Raw genomic sequence first — 22,276 nt, 5'->3', positions numbered from 1 at the left:
CCTTTGGAGATCCTGTCATGACCAAGCCAGACCAACAGCCAAATACCCCGCAGGGCCCGCACTCTTCAGATCAGGCCAAACCCAAGCCGGATCTGGGGTTCGATCCCGACTCCCCCGATCTGGAAGATCCTGAAGTGGATCCGCAAGGCCCGGCGATAGCGCCCAAGGACTCACCACGGCGCAAATAGAATCTTTGCGCCGTCGAGAGGCTACATAAGCCCGGAGCGGGCTGCTGCCGCTTGGCGTGCCATCAGGGGCGCTTGCGGTGCATCGGCAGCGGTTGTAGAGACCAGGGCCCCTCGGCCCAAAATTGGTCGCCACGTTAACCTGCGTGGCTTTATGATGGTCTGTCACAGGAGCATTTTCCTTACCCGTCAGCCATTGTCCTTAAGGATATTCATGAGCAGCCCCCGCGAGCGCACAACGTTCTCTTCCGATGAAGCAGACCGCCGCAGTGATTTGCCTTTTGCGATCGTGGGTATCGGGGCATCAGCGGGTGGGCTGCAAGCAGTAAAGCGCTTTCTGGAGCACATGCCGGCCGATAGCGGAATGGCGTTCGTGGTGATTTTCCATTTGTCGCCCGATCATCAGAGCTTCGCCGACCAGCTGCTGCAAGGTGTCACTGCCATGCCGGTAATACAGGTCAGCGGCCGCGTGCGCATCGAACCCGATCATGTCTACGTGATATCCCCGTCTCATGACTTGTCCATGGTTGATGGCCATTTGGGTGTGACTCCGCAGATCACGCGGCGGGCCACTCATGTGGCTATCGACTTGTTCTTTCGCGACCTGGCCGAAACCCACCGCGAGCGGGCGTTTTGCCTAGTACTGTCGGGTACCGGGGCGGACGGCGCTGTGGGGCTGTCGCGGATCAAAGAACAAGGTGGTGTGACCTTGGTGCAGACGCCCGAGGACGCGGAATTCGACGGTATGCCGCAGTCGGCAATTGCCACGCAGATGGTGGATTTTGTGCTGCCGGTGGCGCAGATGCCGGCCAAGCTCATCGAACTCTGGCACAACGCCCAGCAGATCGTGTTGCCTGCCGATGCGGGCGTGGCCCACGCCCCCCGTAGCGAGCACGAGGCGGCGCTTGCCGAGCAATCCGTGCAGGAGATTCTGATTCAGCTTCGCCTCGGCACCGGCCATGACTTCAAGCACTACAAGCGCGCCACGGTGCTGCGTCGCATCGAGCGGCGCATGCAGGTGACCGCGCAGTCAGACCTGCGCGGCTACTACCAGTACCTGGTTGAACATCCCTCGGAGACCAAGGCGTTGCTGGGGGACATGCTGATCGGGGTTACAAATTTCTTCCGTGATCCCGAGGCCTTTGAGGCCCTGGAACAAGATGTGCTGCCACAGCTGTTCAGCAGCCTGGATGCGCGCGGCCGGCCGCAGGCAGAGGTGCGTGCCTGGTCGGCGGGTGCATCGACCGGCGAGGAGGCCTACACGCTGGCGATGATGCTCAGTGATCAGCAGATGGCCAGTGGTTCCATGGCCAAGCTGCAAGTATTTGCCACCGATATCGATGAGCGTGCCGTGGCCTCTGGCCGCACCGGTACTTATCCGTTGGCCATTGCTGCCGATGTCCCGCCGGCACGCCTACGCAAATATTTCATCCGCGAAGAATCCTGCTATAAGGTGCGCAAGGAGATTCGTGAGAAGGTGCTCTTCGCCCGGCATAGCTTGCTGGTAGACCCACCTTTTTCTCAGATTGACCTGATTGTTTGTCGCAACCTGCTGATCTACCTGGAACGCGATGTACAACGTGAGATCCTGCAGATGTTCCATTTTGCCCTGAACCCGGGTGGCTACCTGTTCTTGGGTTCCTCGGAGTCGGTGGACCTGTGCCCGGAGTTGTTCATTGCCCTGGACAAGAAAAATCGCATCTTCCGCGCCAAGACCGGTGCGCCGACCGAGCGGCGCCTGCTGAGCATGCCGCGCGGCGGTTACTCGCGTCCATTCGGGGAGCTGACACCCCCTTCGGCCGCCCCCCAACGCAAACTCTCGTTTGCCGACATTCATGCCCGCGCACTGGCCCGCATGACGCCCCCCAGCATGATCGTCGATCACAATGCCGACATCATGCACCTGAGTGACGGCGCAGGCCGATTTTTGCGCCATGGCAGCGGCGAGGTCACGCGTAACCTGCTCAACCTGATCATCCCGCCGTTGCGCCTGGAGCTGCGTACGACCTTGTTCCAGGTGCAGCAAACTGGCGAGGCGGTCCGGGCGCGCCCGGTGGAGCTGCACCGAGACGACGTTCAAGTGCAGGTAGAGATAACCGCTCACCCCTACGCGGACAAGGAAACCGAGAATGAGTGCGTACTACTGATTTTTGACGAGCGCAAGGTCGAGGACACCGATTTGGACGCCGGGCTCACCGCGCTGGCCGAGAATCAGGTGTTGGCCAACCTGGAGCGCGATCTACAGCGCACCAAACTGCAGCTGCAGGACACCATCGAGCAATCGGAAATTTCCAGCGAAGAGCTCAAGGCGTCCAACGAGGAGATGCAGGCGGTCAACGAAGAACTGCGCTCGGCTACCGAAGAGCTGGAAACCAGCAAGGAGGAGCTGCAGTCCATCAACGAAGAACTGCTGACGGTCAACACCGAACTGAAGTCCAAGGTGGAGGAGACCGACAAGGTCAATGATTACCTGACCAACCTGATCGCCTCCACCGACATTGCCACGGTGTTCCTCGACCGTACAATGCGCATCAAATGGTTCACCCCGCGTGCCACGGATCTCTTCAGCATGCTACCGATGGATACCGGGCGCTCCCTGCTGGACATCACGCACCGGCTGTCCTACGAGGAAATGGTCAGTGACGCCAGGACGGTGTTCGACACGCTCAGTACCATCGAGCGCGAAGTGTGCAGCACGGATGGGCGTTGGTACATCGCCAGGCTGCTGCCCTATCGCTCGTCCGAGAACTACATCGACGGCATGGTATTGACCTTCATCGACATCACCATGCGCCGTGAAGCCGAGGAAGAACTGCGCCTGGGCGAGGAACGCATGCGCCTGGTGGCCGAGAACACCCGTGATTACGCGATCATCGTCCAGGACGAGCAGGGACTGGTGACCAGCTGGAACACCGGCGCCGAGCTGATATTCGGTCACACCAAGGCGGAGGCCGAAGGCCGCTATTTCGATTTCATCTACTGCCCTGACGACCGAGCCGCCGGCGTGCCAGAGGCGGAATTGGAGGCTGCGCGGCACCAGGGGCGCACCGAGGCCGAGCGTTGGCACCTGCGACGCGATGGCAGCCGGTTCTATTGCGCCAGCGAGCTGAGCTTCCTGCGGGGCGACAACTTCAAGGGGTTCGTCAAGATCGCCCGCGATCTGACCAGCCATGTCGAACTGCAGCGCGAACAGTCCCTGCGCCTGGCCGAAACCCAGAGCACCAGCCAACTGAAAGATGAATTTTTCGCGGTCATGTCCCATGAGCTCAAGCACCCGTTGAACCTGATTCAGCTCAACGCCGAAATGCTTCGGCGCCTGCCGATGATGAGCCGCAACAGCACTGCGGCCAAGGCAGTGGACACCATTCGCGATGCGGTGACCAGCCAGGTTCGGATCATCGACGACCTACTGGACGTGGCTCGGGTGCGCACCGGCAAGCTGCAATTGCAGCGTGTCACGGTCAGCCTCAGCGCGCTGATCCGGGAAGTGAGTCGCGCTTTGGACGACCGTCGTGGCCCGCAGTTGTTGATCGACTTGCCCGATCCGGCCGAGGAGCCCCTGATGGTGGACGCCGATCCCACGCGCATCGAACAGGTGCTGTGGAACCTGCTCAGCAATGCGCAGAAGTTCACCCCGGCCGAGGGACAGGTTCGCCTCAGCGCCTGCCGCTTCGGTGATGAGGTCAAGGTGGACATTGTCGACACCGGCCCGGGTATCGCGCCAGAGCAACTGGACACCATCTTCGACTTGTTCACCCAGGCCGATACCGCCCATTCCCGACGGCATCGCGAAGGCCTGGGGATCGGCCTGTCACTGGTGCGCCAGCTGGTGGAAGCCCACGGTGGCAGCGTCCGGGTGCATTCGGCTGGGTTGGGCCAGGGCAGCCACTTCACCGTGCTGTTACCGCTGAGTTTCCAAGCGCCGGAGCCTGTCGATCCAGCGGACGACGGCGTCACCGGTGGCCAGCTGGTGGGGCTCAAGATACTGCTGGTGGATGACTCGCCCGAGGTCTTGGACGCGCTGACCCTGCTGTTGGAGATGGAGGCCGCCAATGTTCACGCTTTTGCTGATCCGCACAAAGCCCTGGAGGCCGCCACACAAGATAGCTACGACCTGATCATCTCCGACATCGGCATGCCTGGGATGAATGGCCATGAGTTGATGCAGGCGTTGCGCGGACTGCCGGCAATGGCGCACACCCCAAGTATCGCCCTGACGGGTTACGGGGCCTCCACCGACCTGACGCGCAGCGAGGCATCAGGCTTTACCCGTCACGTGGGCAAACCCGTAAACTTCGATCAGTTCATCGAAGTGATCGTCGAGGTCTGTCCACCGCGCGTTTGAGGTCTCGGCACCTCACTCAGGAGGCTGAGGGAGAACGCCAGCAGGGCGATCGCTCCCACGCCATGACCCATTGAGCAAACGCCTCGGGCGGCATGGGCTCGGCAATCCCGAAGCCTTGCGCCAGTTCGCACCCCAGTTCCAGCAAGCGCGCGCCCTGGGCGGCGCTGTCGACGCCTTCGGCGATGATCTCATGGCCAAAGGCTGCCGCCAGGTCGAGGATAGCGCGCAGGATGGGAATGTCCCGGCTGGAATCGAGCATGTCCTTGATGAACGTCTGGTCGATCTTGACCTGGGCCACCGGCAGGCGCTTGAGATAATTGAGCGACGAGTAACCTGTACCGAAGTCATCCAGCGCAAACCGAATGCCCATGCTCATGCACGCGCGCAGTGTACGCGAGACTTCTTCCAGGTCCTCCAGCGCACTGGTTTCCAATATTTCCATCATCAAGCGATCGCGCTCAAGGTCTGGGAACGCCGCCAAGCGCTGGGCAAGGGTTGTCACAAAATCCGGATGCTGCAGTTGCCGCGCACTGACGTTGATGCTGACCGGCAGGTCCAGCCCCATGCCCTTCCAACTGCGCAGTTGCTGTAGCACATGATCCAGTACCCACAGGCCCACGGTGTGCGCCAGGGCATTGTTTTCCACCAACGGTAGGAAGCTTTCGGGCATCAGCAAGCCACGCTCCGGGTGCAGCCAGCGCACCAGGGCTTCGGCACCGACGACCGAGCCGGTACGCAGATTGACCTTGGGTTGGTAGAACACGCGCAGCTCATGGTTGCGAACGGCGCGCTCGATTCTGTCCAGGAAAGCATGATGGCCGCGCACGTCCAGATCGTTTTGCGCATCGAACACGTGCAGGCGGTTCTTGCCGGCCAACTTGGCTTGATACATCGCCTGGTCGGTCTGACGCAGCAATTGGTCGGCGCTGACTTCGCTCTCCTGTGGGAAATAGCTGACGCCAATGCTGGCCGACAGACGCAGCTGTAACTGCTCGGTGTGGATGACCGTGCTGGCGGCCGCCAGCAGGCGATCGAGCATGGCGCCGCTGTCACTGAAATGGTCGAGGTCGACAATCAGCGCCACAAATTCATCGCCGCCCAAGCGCGCCAGAGTGCAGGCTTCACGGAGGGTCTTGCTCATCCGTCGGGCGACGATGCTCAGTACCTTGTCGCCGATTTCGTGGCCGTGCAGGTCGTTGATCGCCTTGAAACCATCCAGGTCCAGGTAGGCCACGGCCAGCTTGCGCCCGTGCGCCAGCGCATCGGTCATGGCTTGTTGGAGTCGCAGGGCAAGCAGCGTACGGTTGGGCAGACGGGTCAGGGGATCGTAGTGAGCAATGTACTCCAGCTGTCGCTGGTATTCGTGTAACTGGGTGTCGTCGCTGAACAGGGCGACGAAGTTGCGTACCTCACCGCGTGAGTCGATGATTGCGCTGATGGTTTGGCGGGTGACGTAGGTATGGCCATCGCGGTGACGGCTCAGCAGCGTGCCTTTCCAGTGTTGCTCCTGTTCCAGCCGATGCCACAGGTGCTGGTAGGCGCTGTTGGCGCCGGTCTCGGCTGCCAGGGCCTGCAGGTTCATGCCCAGGGCATCATTGTGGGAGTAGCCGGTGATGGCGCTAAAGGCGGCGTTAACTTCGACGATCGTCCCGTCTGGAGCTGTGACCATGATGGCTTCACGGGCGTGGCTAAAAACTCGGTCGGCCATGCTCAGGCGCCGTTCGACAGCATGCCGGGCCGATAGGTCGGTCAATACGATACGCATCGTCGCGGGCGCTGTGCCGTGGGCGGCGCAATTGAGACGTGCCAACCAGGAACTGCAACCTACTCGCAGCAGCGAGAGTTCGTGTTCCTGGGGCTCGGAGGTAGCGCCTCCATTGACCATGGTGATGTGCCATTTGTTCCGATCTTCGACGGCCACAAAATCGCTGAAGCGTCTGTGCAGCAAGTGCTCGCGCGGTGCGCCGAACAAGCGTTCTCCGGTTTGGTTGACGGCCTCAATTGTGCCATTCACGCTCAGGGTCAAAAAACCGACCGGCGCCTGCTCGTAAAGGTCTTGATAAAGGTCGCGTGAGACTTCCAAAGCCAGGTGCGCCGTGCGCAACTCATCGTTCTGCATTTGCAGTTCAAGCTGGTGAAGCTGTAACGCCTGGACCAGCCGCTCACTGTCGGCGCCTGAGAGCGCGGCGGGCATATCGCAAGCACGATTTCTGTGGGGCGGTTCCATGGTGTACGGGCCTCTGCTAGCGCTGTGTGGGGAATAGCGGTGTTGACCACGATCTACGCAAGCTAGAACAAGCTGGCCAATGGCCGCGCCTAAGTGGAGAGCCTAGCGTCATGCGCAAGCCGCTTGCAACGCAATCCCTACGGACGGTTCGGAGAAAGAGCGTATTTGCACGGTAGTTGCCGCCGTCCCCTACTCCGAACCAGGCGTAGTTCACCCCGCCTCAAATGGGGGGGCGATTTCGCCTCCTCGAAGGCGTTGAATCCGTGGACGACGCGTTCGCCCAAGCAGATAACGCTCGCGCTGGCCGCAGAAACGCGCGTTAATGATTTTGGTCGCGAATTAGACAAGGCGAATACTTATGGAACAGCTACCCCGCCTGCAAAGCGGTATCAAGGGCCTGGACGCCCTTCTCAAGGGTGGGCTGGTTGCCGGTTCATCCTACATCGTGCAAGGGCGGCCGGGATCTGGAAAGACCATCCTGGCGAACCAGCTGGCGTTCAATCACACCCAGCAGGGGGGACGAGCGCTGGTCGCCACGCTGCTCGCGGAGTCGCATGAAAGGCTGTTCCAGTACTTGTCCACGCTCAGTTTTTTTGATGCCTCAAAGGTTGGCGAGGAAATTCAGTTCGTCAGTGCATTCGATACCCTGGAAAACGAGGGGTTGCCGGAAGTCGTCAAGCTGTTGCGCCGAGAAATCAGCCGTCAGAAAGCCACGGTATTGGTGGTTGACGGATTGCTCAACGCTCGGTCGAAGGCAGGCTCGCAGATCGACACCAAGAAGTTCATCTCGGAACTGCAGGGCCACGCGGCATTTTTCGGCTGCACGGTGCTGTTCCTGACGAGCTCGCGCTTGGACGACGGAAGTCCAGAACACACGATGGTCGACGGCGTGATCGAGATTGGCGAGGAATTGGTCGGTACGCGCTCAGTGCGTCGAATTCAGATGCGCAAAACCCGAGGTAGCGGCGCATTGTCAGGGCTGCATGAGTGCGAAATCGTCGATGAGGGCCTGGTCGTTTATCCTCGGCTTGAAGCCTTGTACAGCCGGTTTCTACCTGACGAGGCTGCTGAACTAAGGCGTGTCACCAGCGGGGTGCCAGCACTTGATGTGATGATGGGGACAGGGCTTGCTGGGGCCTCCGTTACCATGGCGATGGGGCCTTCGGGCGCGGGCAAGACCTCTCTGGGCATCCACTTTATAGCGGCGTCGAGTCCAGAAGCGCCAGGCCTTCATGTCGGTTTCTATGAAAGCCCGCAGCGTTTGACGTTGAAAGCTCAAGCACTGGGTTTTGATTTTGCTTCGATGCGTTCATCCGGTGCATTGCACCTTGCCTGGTATCCCACCTCCCAGGGGCTGGTCGATGCCCTTGGCGCTGATCTGTTGCGTCAAGTGGACGAGCACCATATTAAACGCGTGGTGATTGATAGTCTGGGCGGGCTCGCGCGTTCGGCCACCAACACGCCGCGGCTCGCTGATTTCTTCAGTGCTTTGATGGGCGAATTGCGCAGCCGCGGCGTGACGGTGTTCACCACTTGGGAAGTGCAAGGTATTTTCGGGCCGGAGCTAGCGTCACCGGCACCTGATCTGTCCAGCGTCGTCGACAACATTGTGGTCATGCGCTTCGTTGAGTATGAAGCTGAACTAAAAAGGATGCTCACGATTCTCAAGGTGAGGGACAGCGACTACGATGCTTCCATGACCGAAATGGTCATTGGCGAGCGTGGTATCGATTTGGTCAAAACATTCAAGCGCGCGGTTGCGGTGTTGTCGGGCTCTCCCACAATGACTTAGCAATTCTGAGCTATCGGGACCCCTAGACATGACGACCATTTTGATCGTCGATGACGAGTATCTGATCGCCGACATCCTTAGGTTTGCTTTGGAGGAGGCGGGCTATTTAACGGCCACGGCGAGCAATGGTAGGAAAGGGCTCGAAGCCCTTTGGCTCCATCAGCCCGATTTAGTCATTACTGATTTCATGATGCCGCAAATGAATGGCCTAGAGCTCGCTCAGGCCATCAAGGCCTCTGCGGAATTTGCAGGCATTCCGGTGCTGCTGATGAGTGGCGGGCATGTGCAGGAGGGGACAGCGCATCCACAGTTCTTCCACGCCATTTTCGAGAAGCCGTTTGCAGTGGATGATGTCGTGGCCATGGTTAGATCGTTAGTGCCAGCTTCCGATCGGCCAATGAGCGCGCCTGAGGGTGAGTAGATCCACAGCCGGCTCAGTCACCTGGCTTTCATCGTGTGCGCTGGTTTTGCGATGGGCGAACTAGAGGATCAGCTCGATAGTCCCAGCTATGCACGATGATGGTGCCCATTAAAAACAGCTACCCGAACAACTCGTCAACATCGTCCGCGTTATTGACGCGGTGTCTATCGCTTTTTTCAACTCTTTGGGCATAGTCGCCACAGTCCCTCAGGGCGCTCAGTTCCTCATCTGAGATGATCTCCAAGGCATGGCGCAGGTCGGGGTCCTCAGCGATAAGCAGGCTTCGGTAGTTGATGAGTGAGTCGTCCATGGCAAAAGCCTTCGTGTTGCAAACCGAGTTGAAGTTCCGAGCTAAGCGCGCAGCCAAAAAGAGCCCGCCACTGCTTGGGGACGTGCGAGGCGGTGATACCGAATTGGCATTGCAGACAGCGTTTGAGTTTAGTTGAGCGACGCTGAGGTGCGAAAACTGGAACGACGAGTGGCGATTGCCCTATGTGTTTGGCTTGTTCAGCTCTACCCCCGGAGGAGGCCTTGCGAGTTAGCCGACGGGGCCTAATAAGCGGCTACCCGCACGACGTTTTATTAGACGCTCACCAATCTCAGGGTAGAGCCTCAAGACTGCGGCTTTCCGGTCGATGGCTTGGTTAGACTTCAACCGGAGCCAGCAATCTTGTTCAACACCCGTCTTAAACAGACAAACCAAAAGCTCGAACGTCAGCTCGCGTCCATTGAGCAGGTTAAACACACCCTGGAATCAAAAATGATAGTCCTGGTGCTGGAGGCCGATGGCACGATTCGATCAACCAACAGCCTGTTCAAGTCCGAACTCGGCTACACCGATTTGCAGGTTCAGGGAGCCAAACTGTGGGATCTCTCGCCAGATGATCTGGCTACCGACGTTCATCAACAAAAAGCCATTACGGCCATCAGAAGCAAAGGCCATTTCAGCGGAGCTCTGCGTTTGCTGTCTGCCAGCGGCGAGCAGGTATGGTTACGGGCCATAGTCATACCTATCGAGGATAAACCTGGCAGTGTCACTGAGATTGAGATCTATGCGGACAATTTGACCCGCACGATTGAGCTCTCCCGAAAGAACGAAGCTTTGGTGAACGCCCTCATGCGTTCGACTGCCGTAATCGAGTTTTCGCTCGATGGGCATGTGTTGACGGCGAATGAGAACTTTCTTTCCGGGATGGGATACGGCCTTAAAGAGATTCAAGGCGCACATCACCGCCTGTTTTGCACGAACGAAGAAGCCGCTTCAGACGCCTATGCCGAGTTTTGGGCGCGCCTGCGTCGGGGCGAGTTTGTTGTGGAGCGATTCAAGCGTGTCAGCAAACACGGGCAGGATCTCTGGCTGGAAGCCTCGTACAACCCGGTGACGGACGCTGCGGGCCAGCTTTTCAAAGTCGTGAAGATGGCCACGGTGATCACTGATCAGGTCAACCAAGAGGTCGCCGTCGCCAAGGCAGCCGACATTGCCTACAACGTGTCTGTGCAGACGGATGACAGTGCCGAAGCAGGGCGCGAGGTCATTCGGCAGACCGTGAAGGTGTTGCAACAGCTGGCGACTTCGATGGAAAACACTACCCAAGGCATCAGCGCCCTGGATCAACAAAGCCAAATGATCGGTGCAATCGTGAAAGCCATCGGGGGAATTGCCGATCAGACGAATTTGCTGGCGTTGAATGCGGCAATCGAGGCAGCCAGGGCGGGTGAGCAGGGGCGAGGGTTTGCAGTGGTGGCCGATGAGGTCAGACAGCTCGCGTCTCGCACGACGGCAGCGACGCGAGAGATCATCGAAGTTGTGGAGCGTAATCAGCATTTGGCGGGGAGCGCGGTAAACACCGTTAGCGCAAGCAAGCAGCGAGCGGAGGAGGCTTTGCAGTTGGCGAGCGAGGCAGATCGTGTAGTGCAGCAGATTCAGAAGGCGGCTAAGGATGTAGTCCAAGCCGTCAGTCAATTCGCCGGGCGCGACACCTGATGGATCGCGCGCAACATTACTAAGCCAGAGTCTGGGTCGACTACGTGCACCGCTGGAATGGGCGTTGGGTCAGGCCGGTTAAAAGGGTGTTATGCAATCGTCACAGCCTTGCGGATCGTGACCTGGTCGAGAACATCTGTCTTTAAAGACTTGGAAACGAACGTCCTGAATGATCCAGGGCCCAACGCTTACTCGAAAGGCGGTAGGTACAGTACGCCCAATAGCCCCTTCCGGTTTTTTCGCGGCAGTGCCAGCCGGCTGCTAGTAGCTCTTTCGAGATCAAGTGGTTCATGTACCGGTGTCCTATCAGCAGTGCATTGCCTTGGCGGGCCAACAGCTGGAGCCGAATACTGGCCAGAGTGGCGCGCGCCCTAGTCTGGGCAATGGGCTCCAAGCCTGCGGTATGGCCCAGCAGCCATAAAGTACGAAGGAGGGATACCCAGGTAGACGGCGGTAGTCGGAGGCCACGCCAATTCGGCATGGGAAGTTGGGCTTCGGCAAACACGCTATCGACAACGGTTGGCCTCACGCCAAGCGCATCGACCGAGGATATGGCCGTAGCCATGTGGCTTGTGGCGACTATCGTCGCCTGCATCGCCATCTTCAGAGCCGATCGCGGTACGGGCTTCTCCACCAGCGCCGAGGTGTGATAGCGGGAGACCCAATCGTGCATGTCGCTCGCCGGCAGTTTGCTTTGCGTCCCCGTCTCGGGCTGTCCGTGGCGCATCAGTATGATTTCCTTGTCCATTCTTGCGTAAACCTTTGCTGTCGGGCCGTTGGCCTCACTCCTGAGTACGTCAAAATGTAGTCCTGGGGGCAGCCGATTGCTACCCCTGCATTTACATCCAGTTTCCGGCTTCAAATTTCGCGTAGCAGTACTATTTTATCAATGGCCCGGCCTTGAGCCTTCCACCGCAAGGCGCACAGCCACTCGCCTGTGGTAAGCAGCGATCAAGCGCCGGCAACGAAAACCTCACCTCTTCCACTGGTAGCGCACAGGCGCTAAGGATTTAAAAGCAATGGATGCAGCGGACGCGCTTCAGAAGTGGCAAGAACTTTGGTTGATGCGAGGCGAAGATGTGCGATGCAATGAGTGCATGGCGGTCCAACCGAGCCGACTTTCCAGCACAGACTTCGTCCATTTACCCAATTGTCCAAGGGGTTCAAGACGGGAGCGTCCCTGGGAGGACCTGATGCAGATGCTCGTCGTTCCGGAGTACGCGCGGTGACATGCCAGCACCACAGGTAATGGCCTGGTTTCATCATCGTTGACGCTTGAGCAGCCGGCTGATGTCTGTTGTGCTGCGCTGACAGCAACCACTTGGGCCCGGCTTGGATACAAAAGCTTTCAAGGCAGGGGAACGCCAGTCACCAGAACGGGTCTGTAAGGTCAACCATTGTGCTCCTAGGTTTTTCTAGACGTGGTGAAACTCAACCCACCGCACCTAAGGAGCCCGCCATGATCGACCTCAGTCACAGTCATTTTCGGCTCGATGGCGATATCGTTGTGGTGGAGGATGACCCTCTGCTTCGCTCGCTCATGGGCGACATCCTTGCCGACCTAGGCGATAGCTGCCACTCGTTTCAGTCGTGTGATGATGCGCTCATTCATTTGCTTCAAGTTGGGGGATGCGCAGCCGTAGTGGCTGACCATGATGTCCCGGGTCAGCTTCAGGGGGCTGAGTTCCTCGCGATGGTCGCCCAGAAGTGGCCGGGAACCATGACGGTTTTAATGAGCGGTTATGCGCTTGAGGACATTCTCGTCCCCGCAGGCTGCGTGTGCTTGGCCAAGCCTTGGTCGGCCGAGCGCCTGGTTCAAGTGTTAGGGGCGTTCGATCAGAACGATAGTGATCAGCCTTGAAAGGATGCGGCGATGGATCAATGGCATCGGAAACACCTCGGCGAGGGAGCCCAGGTCTACGTCTCCCTGCGAGAACTGCGCACGCTGCGCTACGAAATTGATCGCGGCGCGACAGAAGACCGAGGGTATATCGTCGTCCTGGACGTTCGCCGGGATGATCCGTGGGCTTATCTGCCGCCCGGTAATGGCCTGCTCGCCCAAGCTGTCGATGCCGTACCGTGCTCTCCACCCAGCCTGGGAACGCCGAGATTCTACGAGCTTTCCAGAGAGGCCTTTCCAATCGCCCCTACGATCATTGAGGGACTGCTGTAGGGCGAGCAGGCTCGCCATGTGGCATTTCACTGCAGGCATTTTGGGGGCAGGCGGAGGCGTTTGCACGTCGATGGAATTATTACACCTCCCGGGGCGTCCACTGTTCAAGGGCCATGGAAAATAGGGGGGGTGATCAGGCAACCTCACAGTGTTGTTGAGTGCGCGCGCCACGGCGAGCGTAAGTCCTTCGCCAGTCGCCTGGAGCTAGTGGATAGCGCCCTGGCTTGGCACTGGGCCATTCGTCATGCCGTTGTGGCCATGATTCCCAGAGTTGGCCAGCCTCACGCCAAACGAATCGCCCCCTCTGGTCGGACGGTATGGCCGACGTTACGTTTCGCCTTGCTGGACATGAACCTGGGTTTGGTCCCCACCCATCGACGTCGATCGTTTTTCGACGGTCGCTGATCCGCATTAAGCCTTGGCAGAACGTAGAAGCGTTCATTTTGCCTGGCAACCACGAGAGGAGAACGACCATGGATAACTATCACGTCACGTCAACCGCCGATGGCTGGGAACTGAAAATGGCCGGGGCGCAGCGGGCGTCAAAACGAGCGCTGACCAAACAAGAACTGGTCAATAAGTTGGCTGACTTTTTCACTGGCAAAACAGCATCGGTGAAGATTCATCGTACCGACGGCTCGCTTGAGGAAGAACGCACCTACCCGGGCTCTGCGGATCCTCGGCACTCGAAGGGCTAATGGGGGGGGCAGGCGTCGACTCGGGTGTCCAGCAAAACTTGGCAGCAGTGAGACAAACCGAAGGGTTCCATGCTGCACACAATACCAGGGCGCGCTGGGATCTTCTGAGGGCGTTATGAATACCAAGAAAAAATTTCAAGCCACCGCCATCTCTGCCGTAGTAGAAACAGAGCGCGCGCCTAGTGATCCAATACCCCCTAGCCCGCTAGCGCCACAGGGCGGCCAGTGCGATAACCCCGTGCTACCTAGCCCGTTAGCCCCCCGATCGGGGAGCCACGAAAACCCTATCCTGCCAAGCCCGCTGGCGCCAAAAGCCTAGCAGGAGTCGAGGCCGGCTCACTGCCGATGGCTTTTCGCACAGGTCTTCAAGGAGTTCCCCATGGGTACGTATCACATTAATTTGACCCAGGCGGGCTGGGAGTTGAAGAAGGAGGGCGCCACGCGAGCCTCAAAGCGGGCCGCGACCAAGGACGAGATCATCCAGTTGGCGGCAACATTTCTGGCGGAGAAAACGGCGCTACTGATGATCCACCGGGCCGATGGGGCGTTGCAGGAAAAGCGCTCCTACCTGCACGGGTTAGATCGCGGCTAACGTTGGCCCTGGGTAGCCCGAGCGGGGGGGCAAAGCAATGGCGCATCGTCTACGACAGCACCAGCGGCAGCTTCACCTCGAAAACAGTCCCTCGCTCAGCCGAGGACCGAGCGTTAATCTCGCCCTGGTGACCTGCCACGATTTCTGCGGCGATGAACAGCCCTAAGCCTAGCCCGGCGGCAGGGCCGGTCTCTTTCCGCGCGAACCTTGAATACCGTCCCTGCGGGTCGAACAAGTAGGGCAAGGCGTCTGGCGGTATCGGATCGCCGAAGTTTTGGACGGTGAAGATGACCGCTTTATCCTGGGCGCCGAGCGTCACCTGGACCGGGTGTTGCAGATCGCCGTGGCGCACGGCATTGCCGATTAGGTTGGAAAAGACTTGTGCGATCCGGGCTGGATCAAAGCGCCCCACGACCTTGGCGGTGTCGGTGAACAGGATGTTGGCCTGGGGATGGCCGGCATCCAGTTCTTCGACAGCGGCTCTGCAGATTGCATTGAGTTCGACCAACTCCAGCTTGACCGGGAGCCCCGTTCCGAGGTTGCAGCGCGCCAAATCGAGCAAGTCGTTCACCATTTGGTTAGCTCGCCGAACACTGACCGCGATCTGTCCCGCAATTTTCTTCTCACGCTCACCCATTCCGTGATTTTTCCGCAGAAGATCCGCGCCCATCAACACGGCGCTTAACGGGGAACGCAGGTCATGACCCAGCACCCCCAACACGGTTTTTCGCGTTATCTCCACCGCCTGGCTGTAGGAGGCAATCGATTCCACCAAGGCCTGGTCAATGGCCTCGTTGAAGCGAATCATGTCATCGAGTTGCTGATCGTAGCCGGTGAAACCGTGAGTCAGCCAGAGGCGTAGAACGGTTGAGCGCAGGGCTCGGTATTCGGCGACCATCTGCTCCAGGGTAAACCCGTCCATGAGCCGCAATACCGCATGTTTCTGCGCTGCCGTTTCGTGCAGGCTCTGCGGCGCACGTCCTTGCGACTTAACGATCTGTTGCTGCTCGGTCTGGGGCGTTCGCAGGTCCACTGCCACGACCTTCAGGATATGTTCCGCGTGATTGCGCAAGCCGCTTGCATCCAAGGTGGGGACAGGAGTGTGGAGCGTGCGGGCGAAATCTTCCCATTCCTGCAGGATGGTTTCCAGGTGCTCAGTGATGAAATGGGACAACCGCATAGCCAGCCTCCCGCTGGTGATTACTGTCGGGACAGCATCGATATTGCGACCGGAGCAACGCGCAAAGGGGTTGCAGGCTTTCCAACCGGTGGTCGGCAAAGACAAACCTTGCCCGCCCAAGCTGTCCTAAGATTAGGATAACAATAAGGTAATCGCTATGGCTGCTACGGTGCTCGTCGTAGAGGATGACGAAATACTTCGGCACCTGACTGCTGAAGTCGTCAGCGTGCTGGGGCTTGGCTGCGTGACGGCAATGACCGCCGACAGGGCGCTGCTGGTGTTGGAAACACGCAGCGAGATTGGTTTGGTCATCACTGACGTTTGCATGCCGGGCAGTTTGGATGGTATCGAACTAGCCAAAATAATTTGGGCGCGATGGCCCTCGATACCCGTCATCGTCACGTCAGGCAATCGCGTACTGCCAACTGATCAGCTACCAGCTCGGTCGTCATTTCTGCAAAAGCCTTGGACCATAGATGCGCTCGAGCAAACCGTTAGCAAACTTATGCGGCGCTAATGTCATGTGTACCGTCTTTCGGCTAGTTTGGGTTTGGCCAAACTCTTGGTGAGCTAATAGGGATTGGAAGAAGAGACTGTGGTTAGAATATTTTCCAAAAGGTCCCACGGCCGAGAAGAGTTATCTGCACGAGGGCATTCAGCCATGTGGGGAAAGGTTAATTGGCGCTGAGTTTTTGACTGGAAAGCGCCGCAGTCGTGGCAAAAAATGACACCGCTTCCTAAACGCCACTCTGTATTCCACGCCGCGATACGGGTGCTTAGCATGCCGGTTCCCAAAATAGCGGCATCCATACCAACGCGAAAAAATCTATGGTGGCGTTATAGCATGACGATGTTGCGGCAGAAACAACTAATTATTTCCCGAACTGCTTTTGTTTTGCGCATACTATTTGTGCGCAAGATTATTGCGTGAGTTTTAAGGCTTTTTTTCAAGTCAACATACCGCCTTTATTGCAGAGTATTAGCTCGCAGTTCGACGCCGGCCGATAAGATTTACAGGTGGGAGGCTAGGCGTGGCGGCATTTCTGATAGGTATCAGGGTGCAATCGGCGTAGGCATTCAATATGTTGTCGATCTGCAGCCAAGTACAACACTTCAAGCCCATGTGGCTGGGCGGCAAATGGATGAGAAAGAGGGGATGGGCGTGCCGAAGATAGTGACAATGGCCCACGGGGCTAATGCAGAACTTGGGGATGTAAAGCGCGTGCAATCTCGTCCACTCGCCTTCGCGTATTGGCAATTTGAGTTTCTTTGGTGGCGATGATCAACTGATACGCAGTAATCATGGCCTCCAGCAGTTCTAAGTCAGAAACCTTCGCCAGTTCCTCGGCGACCCACGGGCACTGCGTTAGGAGGAGGGCTCGCATTTCGGTTGGATTAGTCGGCATCTTCATGGGCGAAACCTACATTACGATCCAGAAATCTTAGCCTCAAGTGACTAGCGGAGAGTGCCGCTTGTCGAGCTGGATCCTTTTTTAAAAAGCACAGCTTGCCTCACTAGCTGATCATGGGGGGCACACGTCCTCACATAGATGAGTTGAGCTTTGAAATCGGCGCTTTTCGATGTTTGAGCGTGTCAACCGACGCGTCCCCCATAGCGGTGCCCGCAGCACTGAGCAGCCCTTGGGCCAGCAGCATGAACACACACATGCTGTTGCTAAACAGGTATGGTTGGCACATAGAAACTGTGCACCGCCATCTAGTGGCGAGCTGGCCGCGTCCGTCAGGGTAATCCGCTCAATGCCTCGGCGGGCTGCCACTGCTCCTGTCACCAACCCGCTTGGGGTATAGGGGAAGCAGCTGGCAACCACCAGCACGTCGCCGGCTTCCATCTGTGCCAGTACGTCGGCCACCCCTTGCCCGCTTCACTCGAGCAGGCTGACGTAGGGCCGCAGGATGCCCAGGCCGTAGGCCATGAACAACGCTAGCGAACTGAACTGGCGCAAGTCATCGATATGAACGCGCCTGGCGTCACTCAGGCGGGCCACGGTCGGGTCGAGAGGGCTGGGGTCGATCTGCTCGATCACGCTGGCGATGTTGTCGCTTTCCTGGCGGCCCAGGCGGGCCAGCTGGCCCAAGGAGCTCTTGCCGTCGCTGCCCACCACCAACCGGGAGGACGATGCGTTAATGCAAAGCATCCTTGTTGGTATGTTCTACGAATTGGCTGGGGAGTGCGCGGCGTTCCTCACGGCGGACGATGGACATGATGCAACCAAAGACCAAATGCGAGCTGTTGTTGGCTGATTTCACACTGCCTGGGCAACTGGGCGGCCGAGAGTTGGCCTTTATGGTGAGACAGCGATGGCCAGTTGTACCTGTGATCGTGACCACCGGCTTCGGCGCCGAAATCGGGAATGACCTGCCGGAGGGCGTGGCCTTCTTTCAGAAGCCTTGGAGCTTGGATCGAAGGTTCAAACAGCCAGACAACTCATCTCAAATCTAGAGGTGGGGCTTCGGGATAGTGAGAAGCATAGATAATGGGCCTCCCTCAGGTATTTGGCTCCCGCTCGCTGCTACACTGGGTTCCAGTCGGCTAGGTGGATATCTGTCCCATTTTCGACCGGTTGTGTAGAGTGAACGAACATTTTTCCTCCAAACAGATTTCACGTGCACACCTCTGACAAAGGATGTACGGGGACGACATCGCTCCTCTGGAACGCCTATGCAAGAAATGTCAGCTGACGAAACAGTACGTGCGGCGTTACAGATTTGCCAGACAAGGCTTAGAAAACAGCATGAGCTGGTTGTCGAGTTTGGCGTCAAGTCGCTGAACAGCTCAGCGCTTGATGACCTGCTAACGCGTGCATGCGCCACCGTTGCTCGGGGAATGAACACGCGCTTTGCCAAGATCTTGAGGGTGAGCCCCGAGGATGGCGACTTCGTTCTGTCCCACGGGGTGGGTTGGAATGAGGAGGATATAGGCAATGCCCGGGTGGGCGCTGATGAAGCCAGCCCTGCAGGGTATGCGTTCGCAACCAATCGTCCTGTCATTTCCAATCATCTGGGCCAAGAGCACAGATTCAGAACCCCATCATTGCTGAAAAAGTACGGGATTGAGCGTGCTATCAATGTCCCGATCCGGGGCAGCTCTGTTCCCTACGGCGTATTGGAAGCCGACATTAGCGATGGCGACGATTTCATCGAAAGCGACTTGGTCTTCATGGAGGGCATTGCCAGTGTGATATCCATGGCAGTGGACCGCAAAATTGCTGACCAAGAGGCCAAGGGAAATCAGCTCTATTCCGAGAGCATCCTAAACGCCAGCCCAGACTGCGTGAAGATCCTATCGCTAAAAGGGGACGTTGAATTCTTCAACGAAACGGGCCTCTGTCAGATGGAAATCGACAGCTTGGATCGCATTTACGGGAAACCATGGGTACAGTTATGGCCGGACGAATCTAAACAGACCGTCCTTGACGCAGTACAGCGTGTTTCGAACGGCGAGTCCGTGCGTTTTGGAGTCGTTTTGCCCCACGGCCAAAGGACAGCCGAAGTGGTGGGACGTCACAACTGCCCCCATTTTTGGCGCAGATGGCGGAATTGAGAAAATCATCGCGGTCTCTCGTGACGTCACCGAGCGGCGCAATCACCAGGCAGAACTCGCTTCTCTCATCGAGCTTCAGCACAACAAGTTGGCGAGAAGTGATCTTCATCTGGAAGAGATTCATCACCGGGTTAGGAGTAGCCTGCACCTCGTCAATACCATGCTCTTGTTGCAAGCCAACCTTGCTGGGGACGAAGCCGTAAAGCAACAGCTTCAAACCGCTGCGGGTCGTGTGCTGACCATCGCCTCTGTACATGAGAGGCTTTACCAGGGCGCTTGTGATCAGGGCGTCAGTGCGCAAGGGTATCTGGAGGCACTGTTGGAGGACATCCGCAAAGCCTTCGGGGATCGCGAAATCATTCTTCACGTTGATCCATTCTTGCTTGCGCCGGAAAGAATGGCACCTCTAGGGCTGGTCATCTCTGAGCTAGTAACGAATGCGCTCAAATATGGCAAAGGCACCATAATCGTGGATGTCCAGGAAACCGAGCATCATGCGCTGATCACCGTTGCAGACGAAGGCGCCGGCTTTCCGGAGTCCTATCCGAAACCTACCGGTACCGGACTGGGAATGCGACTGGTAAAGAGCTATTCGGGTTTCGGGAATGACTCGGTCACGGTAGATCGTCAAGTCGCCACGAGTACCATTCGGGTGCGGTTCAAACTTTGATTATCAGTCATCACTCTGTGTCGCCTACCATCAGCGCCAGCTAAACCCTCCACGCCGAGCAAGTCCTGGATGAACTCCGAGAGTGGGGGGAGGTAGATTGCGATTAAGAACTCAATCGGCACACCTTCATGCTCGAACCCCAAGCTCAAACGCTTTTGTCCTCGCTCGCTGAGGATTATCCGCGCCCCGTTAACCCGCTGGATTTCACGCTGCTCCTTCAGTTGAATGATCAGGGGTACGTGAACGTGACCATCGTTGACGGAAAGGTTGTTGCGGTAAAAACCTCAAAAGCAGAGCAAATCCTAAAAAGTCGTTGGGCCTCATCAATTGTCTCAGCTTGGTTTTAGCAGAGCAGCAGGAGGGTGGCGCTTTCGTAAAGCTGACGGTGTCATGCCGTTCTAATTTGTGAGGCGGCCGCTTCCGAATTTCACCGTCTTGACTAAGGGCAGGCGACGACGCAAGGTCTCGACCTCCCGATGCTGGGCTGTAATCCCTGAGGCGGTGCGGGTCTCGCCGGCCAAGGCCAGCCGAGCATTTTCCCGGATGACGTCTCGAAGCTCTGCGGTTGCCAGCTGAAGTGTCTGCCCAAACGCCTCTGGCGTTCTCATTGTGTGTCGCCTGGCCAAGCGTCAACGGCACGCCTGAGTCATAAGACCACACTAGCTTGTGCTCATGACTGTTTTCTTCGCGCCTTGCCGACGGGAAGGCAATCAACGGAGCCAGTGGCATGCCTGCTAGCGCCCGGGAATTGGAGGAGCTTAGCTGGAGATGGGGGCGGGACGGGTGAGGCATGATCTGGGTGATGATGCGCAACACGTTCAACTCGCGGTGATTGAGCCAGCGCAGGTTGCTGGACGCTGGCCCTGGACGCCATCCGCATGCACTCACCCTCACCTGTGTAGTCGCAGCAGGTACATCGACGGACAACGACACCGGCAGGCGCTAGCGAGACCGCGCAGCCTGGTGACAGCGCAATGAGGGAGGATCGTGTCGGTTCCGGACAGCAAACATTCCATCATTCACCGATCACCCCACGCCGCCTGTCCATCGTGAAGGGCGGTAGCGACATGCCCGTCTCGACTAATCGGTCTAAAAGCAGCTTTAAGACGTCAATCCGACACATCCGCCCCGGCGTTTTTGCGCAACCGGTCCAGATAGTCAGCCCACTGCTGGGCGGCTTCCCGGCGCTGCACCAGCAGTTGCGCACGCGCATACACCGCGCCCAGCGCGCCCGGCATGCGGTGTGACAGCGACAGCTCCAGCACGATAGGATCGATGCCCAGGTGTTCATGGGCGATGGTGCGGTAGGTGGCCCTGAATCCATGGGCGGTGATGTCGTACTCCGGCCAGATCTTCTGAAACGATTTGAGCATGGAGGTCGGGTTGATCGGCCGGCCGGGATAGACTGGCGAGTCGAAGACCCAGCCGTTGCCCTGATCATCCACCACACGCGTCTTGCGCAGCTCGCGCAGCAGCACCAGGGCCTGCTCGGGCAAGGGGACGATGTGCTTGCTACGGTCCAGGTGCTTGGTTTTGCTGACCACATAGCGCCAGTCGGCGCCGACTAGGTCGATGTCCTCCCAGCGCATCCTGACCAGCTCACCGGGACGCACCGGCAGCATCACCAGCAGGCGCATGGCCGCTGCCACGGCGCCGGTGCTACGGTCGTCGAGGCGCAGCAAAAAGCGGCCAAGGTCCGCCGGCCGCTCGATCGCCGGGTTGCTGCTCACCACATGGCGAATCTTCAGTTCCTCGATGTTGCTCAGCGCCACGTTGCGCTCGACCCAGCCGCGCCCTTCGGCAAATCCCAGCACCGCGCGGATGATGGTGCGAACTCGGCGTGCCATGGCCATGATGCGCTGGCGGCGCAGCTCGGTGAGGATGGCGGTGATGTGCTCCAGCTTGATCTCGCTGACCGGCTTGTCGCCGATGCGCGGCAGGACGTGATTATTGAGCGCACCGGTGAACCCGGAGACGGACTTGGTCACCAGTTCCGCGGACTTGAAGTTCAGCCACTGCTCGGCGACGTAGCGGAAGGTGCGCGCCTCGTTGAGCAACTGGGCCTCGAGCTTGGCCGTCTTAGCCTTGAGCGGGGCAATATGGTTGGCCACGTCGCGTCGCGCCGCGCGGGCGATGTCGCGTGCTTCCTTGAGGCCAATGTCCGGATAGCGGCCGACGGCAAACAGGTTTTCCTTGCCGTGCAGGCGGTACTTGAGCCGCCAGTACTTGGACGCCGGCTTGCCAGCTTTCAGCGAGGTCCTCACCTGGAGGAACAGGCCGGGGACTTCGCCATCGGCGTATTTGCCCGATTGGTCCACCGAGCGGACGAAGGCGTCGCTGAGTTTGCGCCGAAAAGCGGGGGGGCTGTCAGGGGGCATTTGCTGGGGGTACCGTTTTCGTAAAATGAACAGTTACCCTAAATATACCCCCAGAGGTCTTGGAAATCA

Annotated in this window: 21 protein-coding genes and 2 pseudogenes; 16 read left to right on the top strand and 7 right to left on the bottom strand. The window is 58.4% G+C overall.

Annotation, left to right across the window (positions count from 1 at the left end; genetic code table 11):
- Positions 1 to 17 precede the first annotated feature (17 nt).
- Entirely contained in the window at positions 18 to 188 is a 171-nt protein-coding gene (locus AC0Z2B_RS15935; RefSeq protein WP_475503284.1) for a DUF6021 family protein, read from the top strand.
- A gap of 211 nt (positions 189 to 399) precedes the next feature.
- The gene (locus AC0Z2B_RS15930; protein WP_476297903.1) at positions 400 to 4,530 is read left to right on the top strand and encodes a CheR family methyltransferase; all 4,131 of its coding nucleotides are present in this window, start codon (positions 400 to 402) and stop codon (positions 4,528 to 4,530) included.
- A 16-nt stretch (positions 4,531 to 4,546) separates the two neighbouring features.
- Here the strand turns inward: AC0Z2B_RS15930 and AC0Z2B_RS15925 are convergent, their stop codons facing one another.
- Entirely contained in the window at positions 4,547 to 6,757 is a 2,211-nt protein-coding gene (locus tag AC0Z2B_RS15925) for a putative bifunctional diguanylate cyclase/phosphodiesterase (protein WP_476297902.1), read from the bottom strand.
- A gap of 358 nt (positions 6,758 to 7,115) precedes the next feature.
- On the opposite strand from AC0Z2B_RS15925, the gene AC0Z2B_RS15920 reads away from it, so the two are divergent.
- Both AC0Z2B_RS15920 and AC0Z2B_RS15915 read left to right on the top strand, forming a co-directional pair.
- On the top strand, positions 7,116 to 8,549 hold the full coding sequence (locus tag AC0Z2B_RS15920) for an ATPase domain-containing protein (RefSeq protein WP_476297900.1): 1,434 nt from the start codon (positions 7,116 to 7,118) through the stop codon (positions 8,547 to 8,549).
- Positions 8,550 to 8,577: 28 nt separating this feature from the next.
- Positions 8,578 to 8,970 carry a response regulator gene (locus tag AC0Z2B_RS15915; RefSeq protein ID WP_475503280.1) on the top strand — a complete coding sequence of 131 codons (393 nt, stop codon included), beginning with the start codon at positions 8,578 to 8,580 and terminating at the stop codon, positions 8,968 to 8,970.
- 118 nt (positions 8,971 to 9,088) lie between these two features.
- Here the strand turns inward: AC0Z2B_RS15915 and AC0Z2B_RS15910 are convergent, their stop codons facing one another.
- Positions 9,089 to 9,280, bottom strand: a complete 192-nt coding sequence (locus tag AC0Z2B_RS15910; protein ID WP_476297898.1) for a hypothetical protein — start codon at positions 9,278 to 9,280, stop codon at positions 9,089 to 9,091.
- A 450-nt stretch (positions 9,281 to 9,730) separates the two neighbouring features.
- On the opposite strand from AC0Z2B_RS15910, the pseudogene AC0Z2B_RS15905 reads away from it, so the two are divergent.
- A pseudogene (locus AC0Z2B_RS15905) lies at positions 9,731 to 10,411 on the top strand (PAS domain-containing protein); the annotation flags it as partial.
- The gene (locus tag AC0Z2B_RS15900; RefSeq protein WP_476298069.1) at positions 10,388 to 10,954 is read left to right on the top strand and encodes a methyl-accepting chemotaxis protein; all 567 of its coding nucleotides are present in this window, start codon (positions 10,388 to 10,390) and stop codon (positions 10,952 to 10,954) included. The pseudogene AC0Z2B_RS15905 and the gene AC0Z2B_RS15900, both read left to right, overlap by 24 nt.
- 142 nt (positions 10,955 to 11,096) lie before the next feature.
- Here the strand turns inward: AC0Z2B_RS15900 and AC0Z2B_RS15895 are convergent, their stop codons facing one another.
- The gene (locus AC0Z2B_RS15895) at positions 11,097 to 11,702 is read right to left on the bottom strand and encodes a histidine phosphatase family protein (RefSeq protein WP_476297896.1); all 606 of its coding nucleotides are present in this window, start codon (positions 11,700 to 11,702) and stop codon (positions 11,097 to 11,099) included.
- A 711-nt stretch (positions 11,703 to 12,413) separates the two neighbouring features.
- Between AC0Z2B_RS15895 and AC0Z2B_RS15890 the strand changes: the two genes are divergently transcribed.
- The 5 genes from AC0Z2B_RS15890 to AC0Z2B_RS15870 all read left to right on the top strand — a co-directional run bounded on the left by AC0Z2B_RS15890 (position 12,414) and on the right by AC0Z2B_RS15870 (position 14,417).
- Complete coding sequence (locus AC0Z2B_RS15890; RefSeq protein ID WP_476297894.1) at positions 12,414 to 12,815, top strand: response regulator; 402 nt, start codon at positions 12,414 to 12,416, stop codon at positions 12,813 to 12,815.
- Positions 12,816 to 12,827: 12 nt separating this feature from the next.
- Positions 12,828 to 13,127: a hypothetical protein gene (locus tag AC0Z2B_RS15885; protein WP_476297892.1), complete on the top strand. Its 300-nt coding sequence runs from the start codon at positions 12,828 to 12,830 to the stop codon at positions 13,125 to 13,127.
- Between the two features lie 18 nt (positions 13,128 to 13,145).
- On the top strand, positions 13,146 to 13,532 hold the full coding sequence (locus AC0Z2B_RS15880; protein WP_476297890.1) for a DUF6555 family protein: 387 nt from the start codon (positions 13,146 to 13,148) through the stop codon (positions 13,530 to 13,532).
- A 68-nt stretch (positions 13,533 to 13,600) separates the two neighbouring features.
- Positions 13,601 to 13,825, top strand: a complete 225-nt coding sequence (locus tag AC0Z2B_RS15875) for a DUF2188 domain-containing protein (RefSeq protein ID WP_476297889.1) — start codon at positions 13,601 to 13,603, stop codon at positions 13,823 to 13,825.
- 379 nt (positions 13,826 to 14,204) lie between these two features.
- Positions 14,205 to 14,417, top strand: coding sequence for a DUF2188 domain-containing protein (locus AC0Z2B_RS15870; RefSeq protein ID WP_476297887.1), 213 nt, complete (start codon positions 14,205 to 14,207; stop codon positions 14,415 to 14,417).
- 49 nt (positions 14,418 to 14,466) lie between these two features.
- Here the strand turns inward: AC0Z2B_RS15870 and AC0Z2B_RS15865 are convergent, their stop codons facing one another.
- The gene (locus AC0Z2B_RS15865; protein ID WP_476297885.1) at positions 14,467 to 15,597 is read right to left on the bottom strand and encodes an ATP-binding protein; all 1,131 of its coding nucleotides are present in this window, start codon (positions 15,595 to 15,597) and stop codon (positions 14,467 to 14,469) included.
- Positions 15,598 to 15,754: 157 nt separating this feature from the next.
- Here AC0Z2B_RS15865 and AC0Z2B_RS15860 point away from each other — a divergent pair, with 157 nt between their 5' ends.
- Entirely contained in the window at positions 15,755 to 16,114 is a 360-nt protein-coding gene (locus AC0Z2B_RS15860; RefSeq protein WP_476297883.1) for a response regulator, read from the top strand.
- Positions 16,115 to 16,790: 676 nt separating this feature from the next.
- Here the strand turns inward: AC0Z2B_RS15860 and AC0Z2B_RS15855 are convergent.
- Together AC0Z2B_RS15855 and AC0Z2B_RS15850 are read right to left on the bottom strand one after the other, a co-directional pair.
- On the bottom strand, positions 16,791 to 17,009 hold the full coding sequence (locus AC0Z2B_RS15855; protein ID WP_476297881.1) for a hypothetical protein: 219 nt from the start codon (positions 17,007 to 17,009) through the stop codon (positions 16,791 to 16,793).
- A gap of 471 nt (positions 17,010 to 17,480) precedes the next feature.
- Positions 17,481 to 17,753, bottom strand: a complete 273-nt coding sequence (locus AC0Z2B_RS15850; protein ID WP_476297879.1) for a hypothetical protein — start codon at positions 17,751 to 17,753, stop codon at positions 17,481 to 17,483.
- A gap of 65 nt (positions 17,754 to 17,818) precedes the next feature.
- On the opposite strand from AC0Z2B_RS15850, the gene AC0Z2B_RS15845 reads away from it, so the two are divergent.
- From AC0Z2B_RS15845 to AC0Z2B_RS15830, 4 genes and pseudogenes are all read left to right on the top strand, one after another.
- Positions 17,819 to 18,058: a response regulator gene (locus AC0Z2B_RS15845; RefSeq protein WP_476297877.1), complete on the top strand. Its 240-nt coding sequence runs from the start codon at positions 17,819 to 17,821 to the stop codon at positions 18,056 to 18,058.
- Positions 18,059 to 18,277: 219 nt separating this feature from the next.
- Positions 18,278 to 19,438: pseudogene (locus tag AC0Z2B_RS15840) on the top strand (histidine kinase dimerization/phosphoacceptor domain -containing protein); the annotation flags it as partial.
- A 118-nt stretch (positions 19,439 to 19,556) separates the two neighbouring features.
- On the top strand, positions 19,557 to 19,829 hold the full coding sequence (locus AC0Z2B_RS15835; protein WP_476298068.1) for an ATP-binding protein: 273 nt from the start codon (positions 19,557 to 19,559) through the stop codon (positions 19,827 to 19,829).
- A 128-nt stretch (positions 19,830 to 19,957) separates the two neighbouring features.
- Positions 19,958 to 20,176: a hypothetical protein gene (locus tag AC0Z2B_RS15830; RefSeq protein ID WP_476297875.1), complete on the top strand. Its 219-nt coding sequence runs from the start codon at positions 19,958 to 19,960 to the stop codon at positions 20,174 to 20,176.
- A gap of 762 nt (positions 20,177 to 20,938) precedes the next feature.
- Here the strand turns inward: AC0Z2B_RS15830 and AC0Z2B_RS15825 are convergent.
- The gene (locus AC0Z2B_RS15825) at positions 20,939 to 22,207 is read right to left on the bottom strand and encodes a tyrosine-type recombinase/integrase (protein ID WP_476297873.1); all 1,269 of its coding nucleotides are present in this window, start codon (positions 22,205 to 22,207) and stop codon (positions 20,939 to 20,941) included.
- Positions 22,208 to 22,276 lie beyond the last annotated feature (69 nt).

It is taken from the genome of Pseudomonas sp. GYB4201 (genome assembly GCF_056312595.1).
The sequence above is the reverse complement of the archived record's forward strand: the minus strand, read 5'-3'. Positions and strand labels throughout refer to the sequence as shown.

What these genes read in the sequence shown, in the direction of transcription:
- AC0Z2B_RS15935 (WP_475503284.1), top strand. Translation starts at nt 18, where the DNA reads ATGACCAAGCCAGACCAACAGCCAAATACCCCGCAGGGCCCGCACTCT.
- AC0Z2B_RS15930 (WP_476297903.1), top strand. Translation starts at nt 400, where the DNA reads ATGAGCAGCCCCCGCGAGCGCACAACGTTCTCTTCCGATGAAGCAGAC.
- AC0Z2B_RS15925 (WP_476297902.1), bottom strand. Translation starts at nt 6,757, where the DNA reads ATGGAACCGCCCCACAGAAATCGTGCTTGCGATATGCCCGCCGCGCTC.
- AC0Z2B_RS15920 (WP_476297900.1), top strand. Translation starts at nt 7,116, where the DNA reads ATGGAACAGCTACCCCGCCTGCAAAGCGGTATCAAGGGCCTGGACGCC.
- AC0Z2B_RS15915 (WP_475503280.1), top strand. Translation starts at nt 8,578, where the DNA reads ATGACGACCATTTTGATCGTCGATGACGAGTATCTGATCGCCGACATC.
- AC0Z2B_RS15910 (WP_476297898.1), bottom strand. Translation starts at nt 9,280, where the DNA reads ATGGACGACTCACTCATCAACTACCGAAGCCTGCTTATCGCTGAGGAC.
- AC0Z2B_RS15900 (WP_476298069.1), top strand. Translation starts at nt 10,388, where the DNA reads ATGGCCACGGTGATCACTGATCAGGTCAACCAAGAGGTCGCCGTCGCC.
- AC0Z2B_RS15895 (WP_476297896.1), bottom strand. Translation starts at nt 11,702, where the DNA reads ATGGACAAGGAAATCATACTGATGCGCCACGGACAGCCCGAGACGGGG.
- AC0Z2B_RS15890 (WP_476297894.1), top strand. Translation starts at nt 12,414, where the DNA reads ATGATCGACCTCAGTCACAGTCATTTTCGGCTCGATGGCGATATCGTT.
- AC0Z2B_RS15885 (WP_476297892.1), top strand. Translation starts at nt 12,828, where the DNA reads ATGGATCAATGGCATCGGAAACACCTCGGCGAGGGAGCCCAGGTCTAC.
- AC0Z2B_RS15875 (WP_476297889.1), top strand. Translation starts at nt 13,601, where the DNA reads ATGGATAACTATCACGTCACGTCAACCGCCGATGGCTGGGAACTGAAA.
- AC0Z2B_RS15870 (WP_476297887.1), top strand. Translation starts at nt 14,205, where the DNA reads ATGGGTACGTATCACATTAATTTGACCCAGGCGGGCTGGGAGTTGAAG.
- AC0Z2B_RS15865 (WP_476297885.1), bottom strand. Translation starts at nt 15,597, where the DNA reads ATGCGGTTGTCCCATTTCATCACTGAGCACCTGGAAACCATCCTGCAG.
- AC0Z2B_RS15860 (WP_476297883.1), top strand. Translation starts at nt 15,755, where the DNA reads ATGGCTGCTACGGTGCTCGTCGTAGAGGATGACGAAATACTTCGGCAC.
- AC0Z2B_RS15855 (WP_476297881.1), bottom strand. Translation starts at nt 17,009, where the DNA reads ATGAAGATGCCGACTAATCCAACCGAAATGCGAGCCCTCCTCCTAACG.
- AC0Z2B_RS15850 (WP_476297879.1), bottom strand. Translation starts at nt 17,753, where the DNA reads ATGCTTTGCATTAACGCATCGTCCTCCCGGTTGGTGGTGGGCAGCGAC.
- AC0Z2B_RS15845 (WP_476297877.1), top strand. Translation starts at nt 17,819, where the DNA reads ATGATGCAACCAAAGACCAAATGCGAGCTGTTGTTGGCTGATTTCACA.
- AC0Z2B_RS15835 (WP_476298068.1), top strand. Translation starts at nt 19,557, where the DNA reads ATGGCACCTCTAGGGCTGGTCATCTCTGAGCTAGTAACGAATGCGCTC.
- AC0Z2B_RS15830 (WP_476297875.1), top strand. Translation starts at nt 19,958, where the DNA reads ATGCTCGAACCCCAAGCTCAAACGCTTTTGTCCTCGCTCGCTGAGGAT.
- AC0Z2B_RS15825 (WP_476297873.1), bottom strand. Translation starts at nt 22,207, where the DNA reads ATGCCCCCTGACAGCCCCCCCGCTTTTCGGCGCAAACTCAGCGACGCC.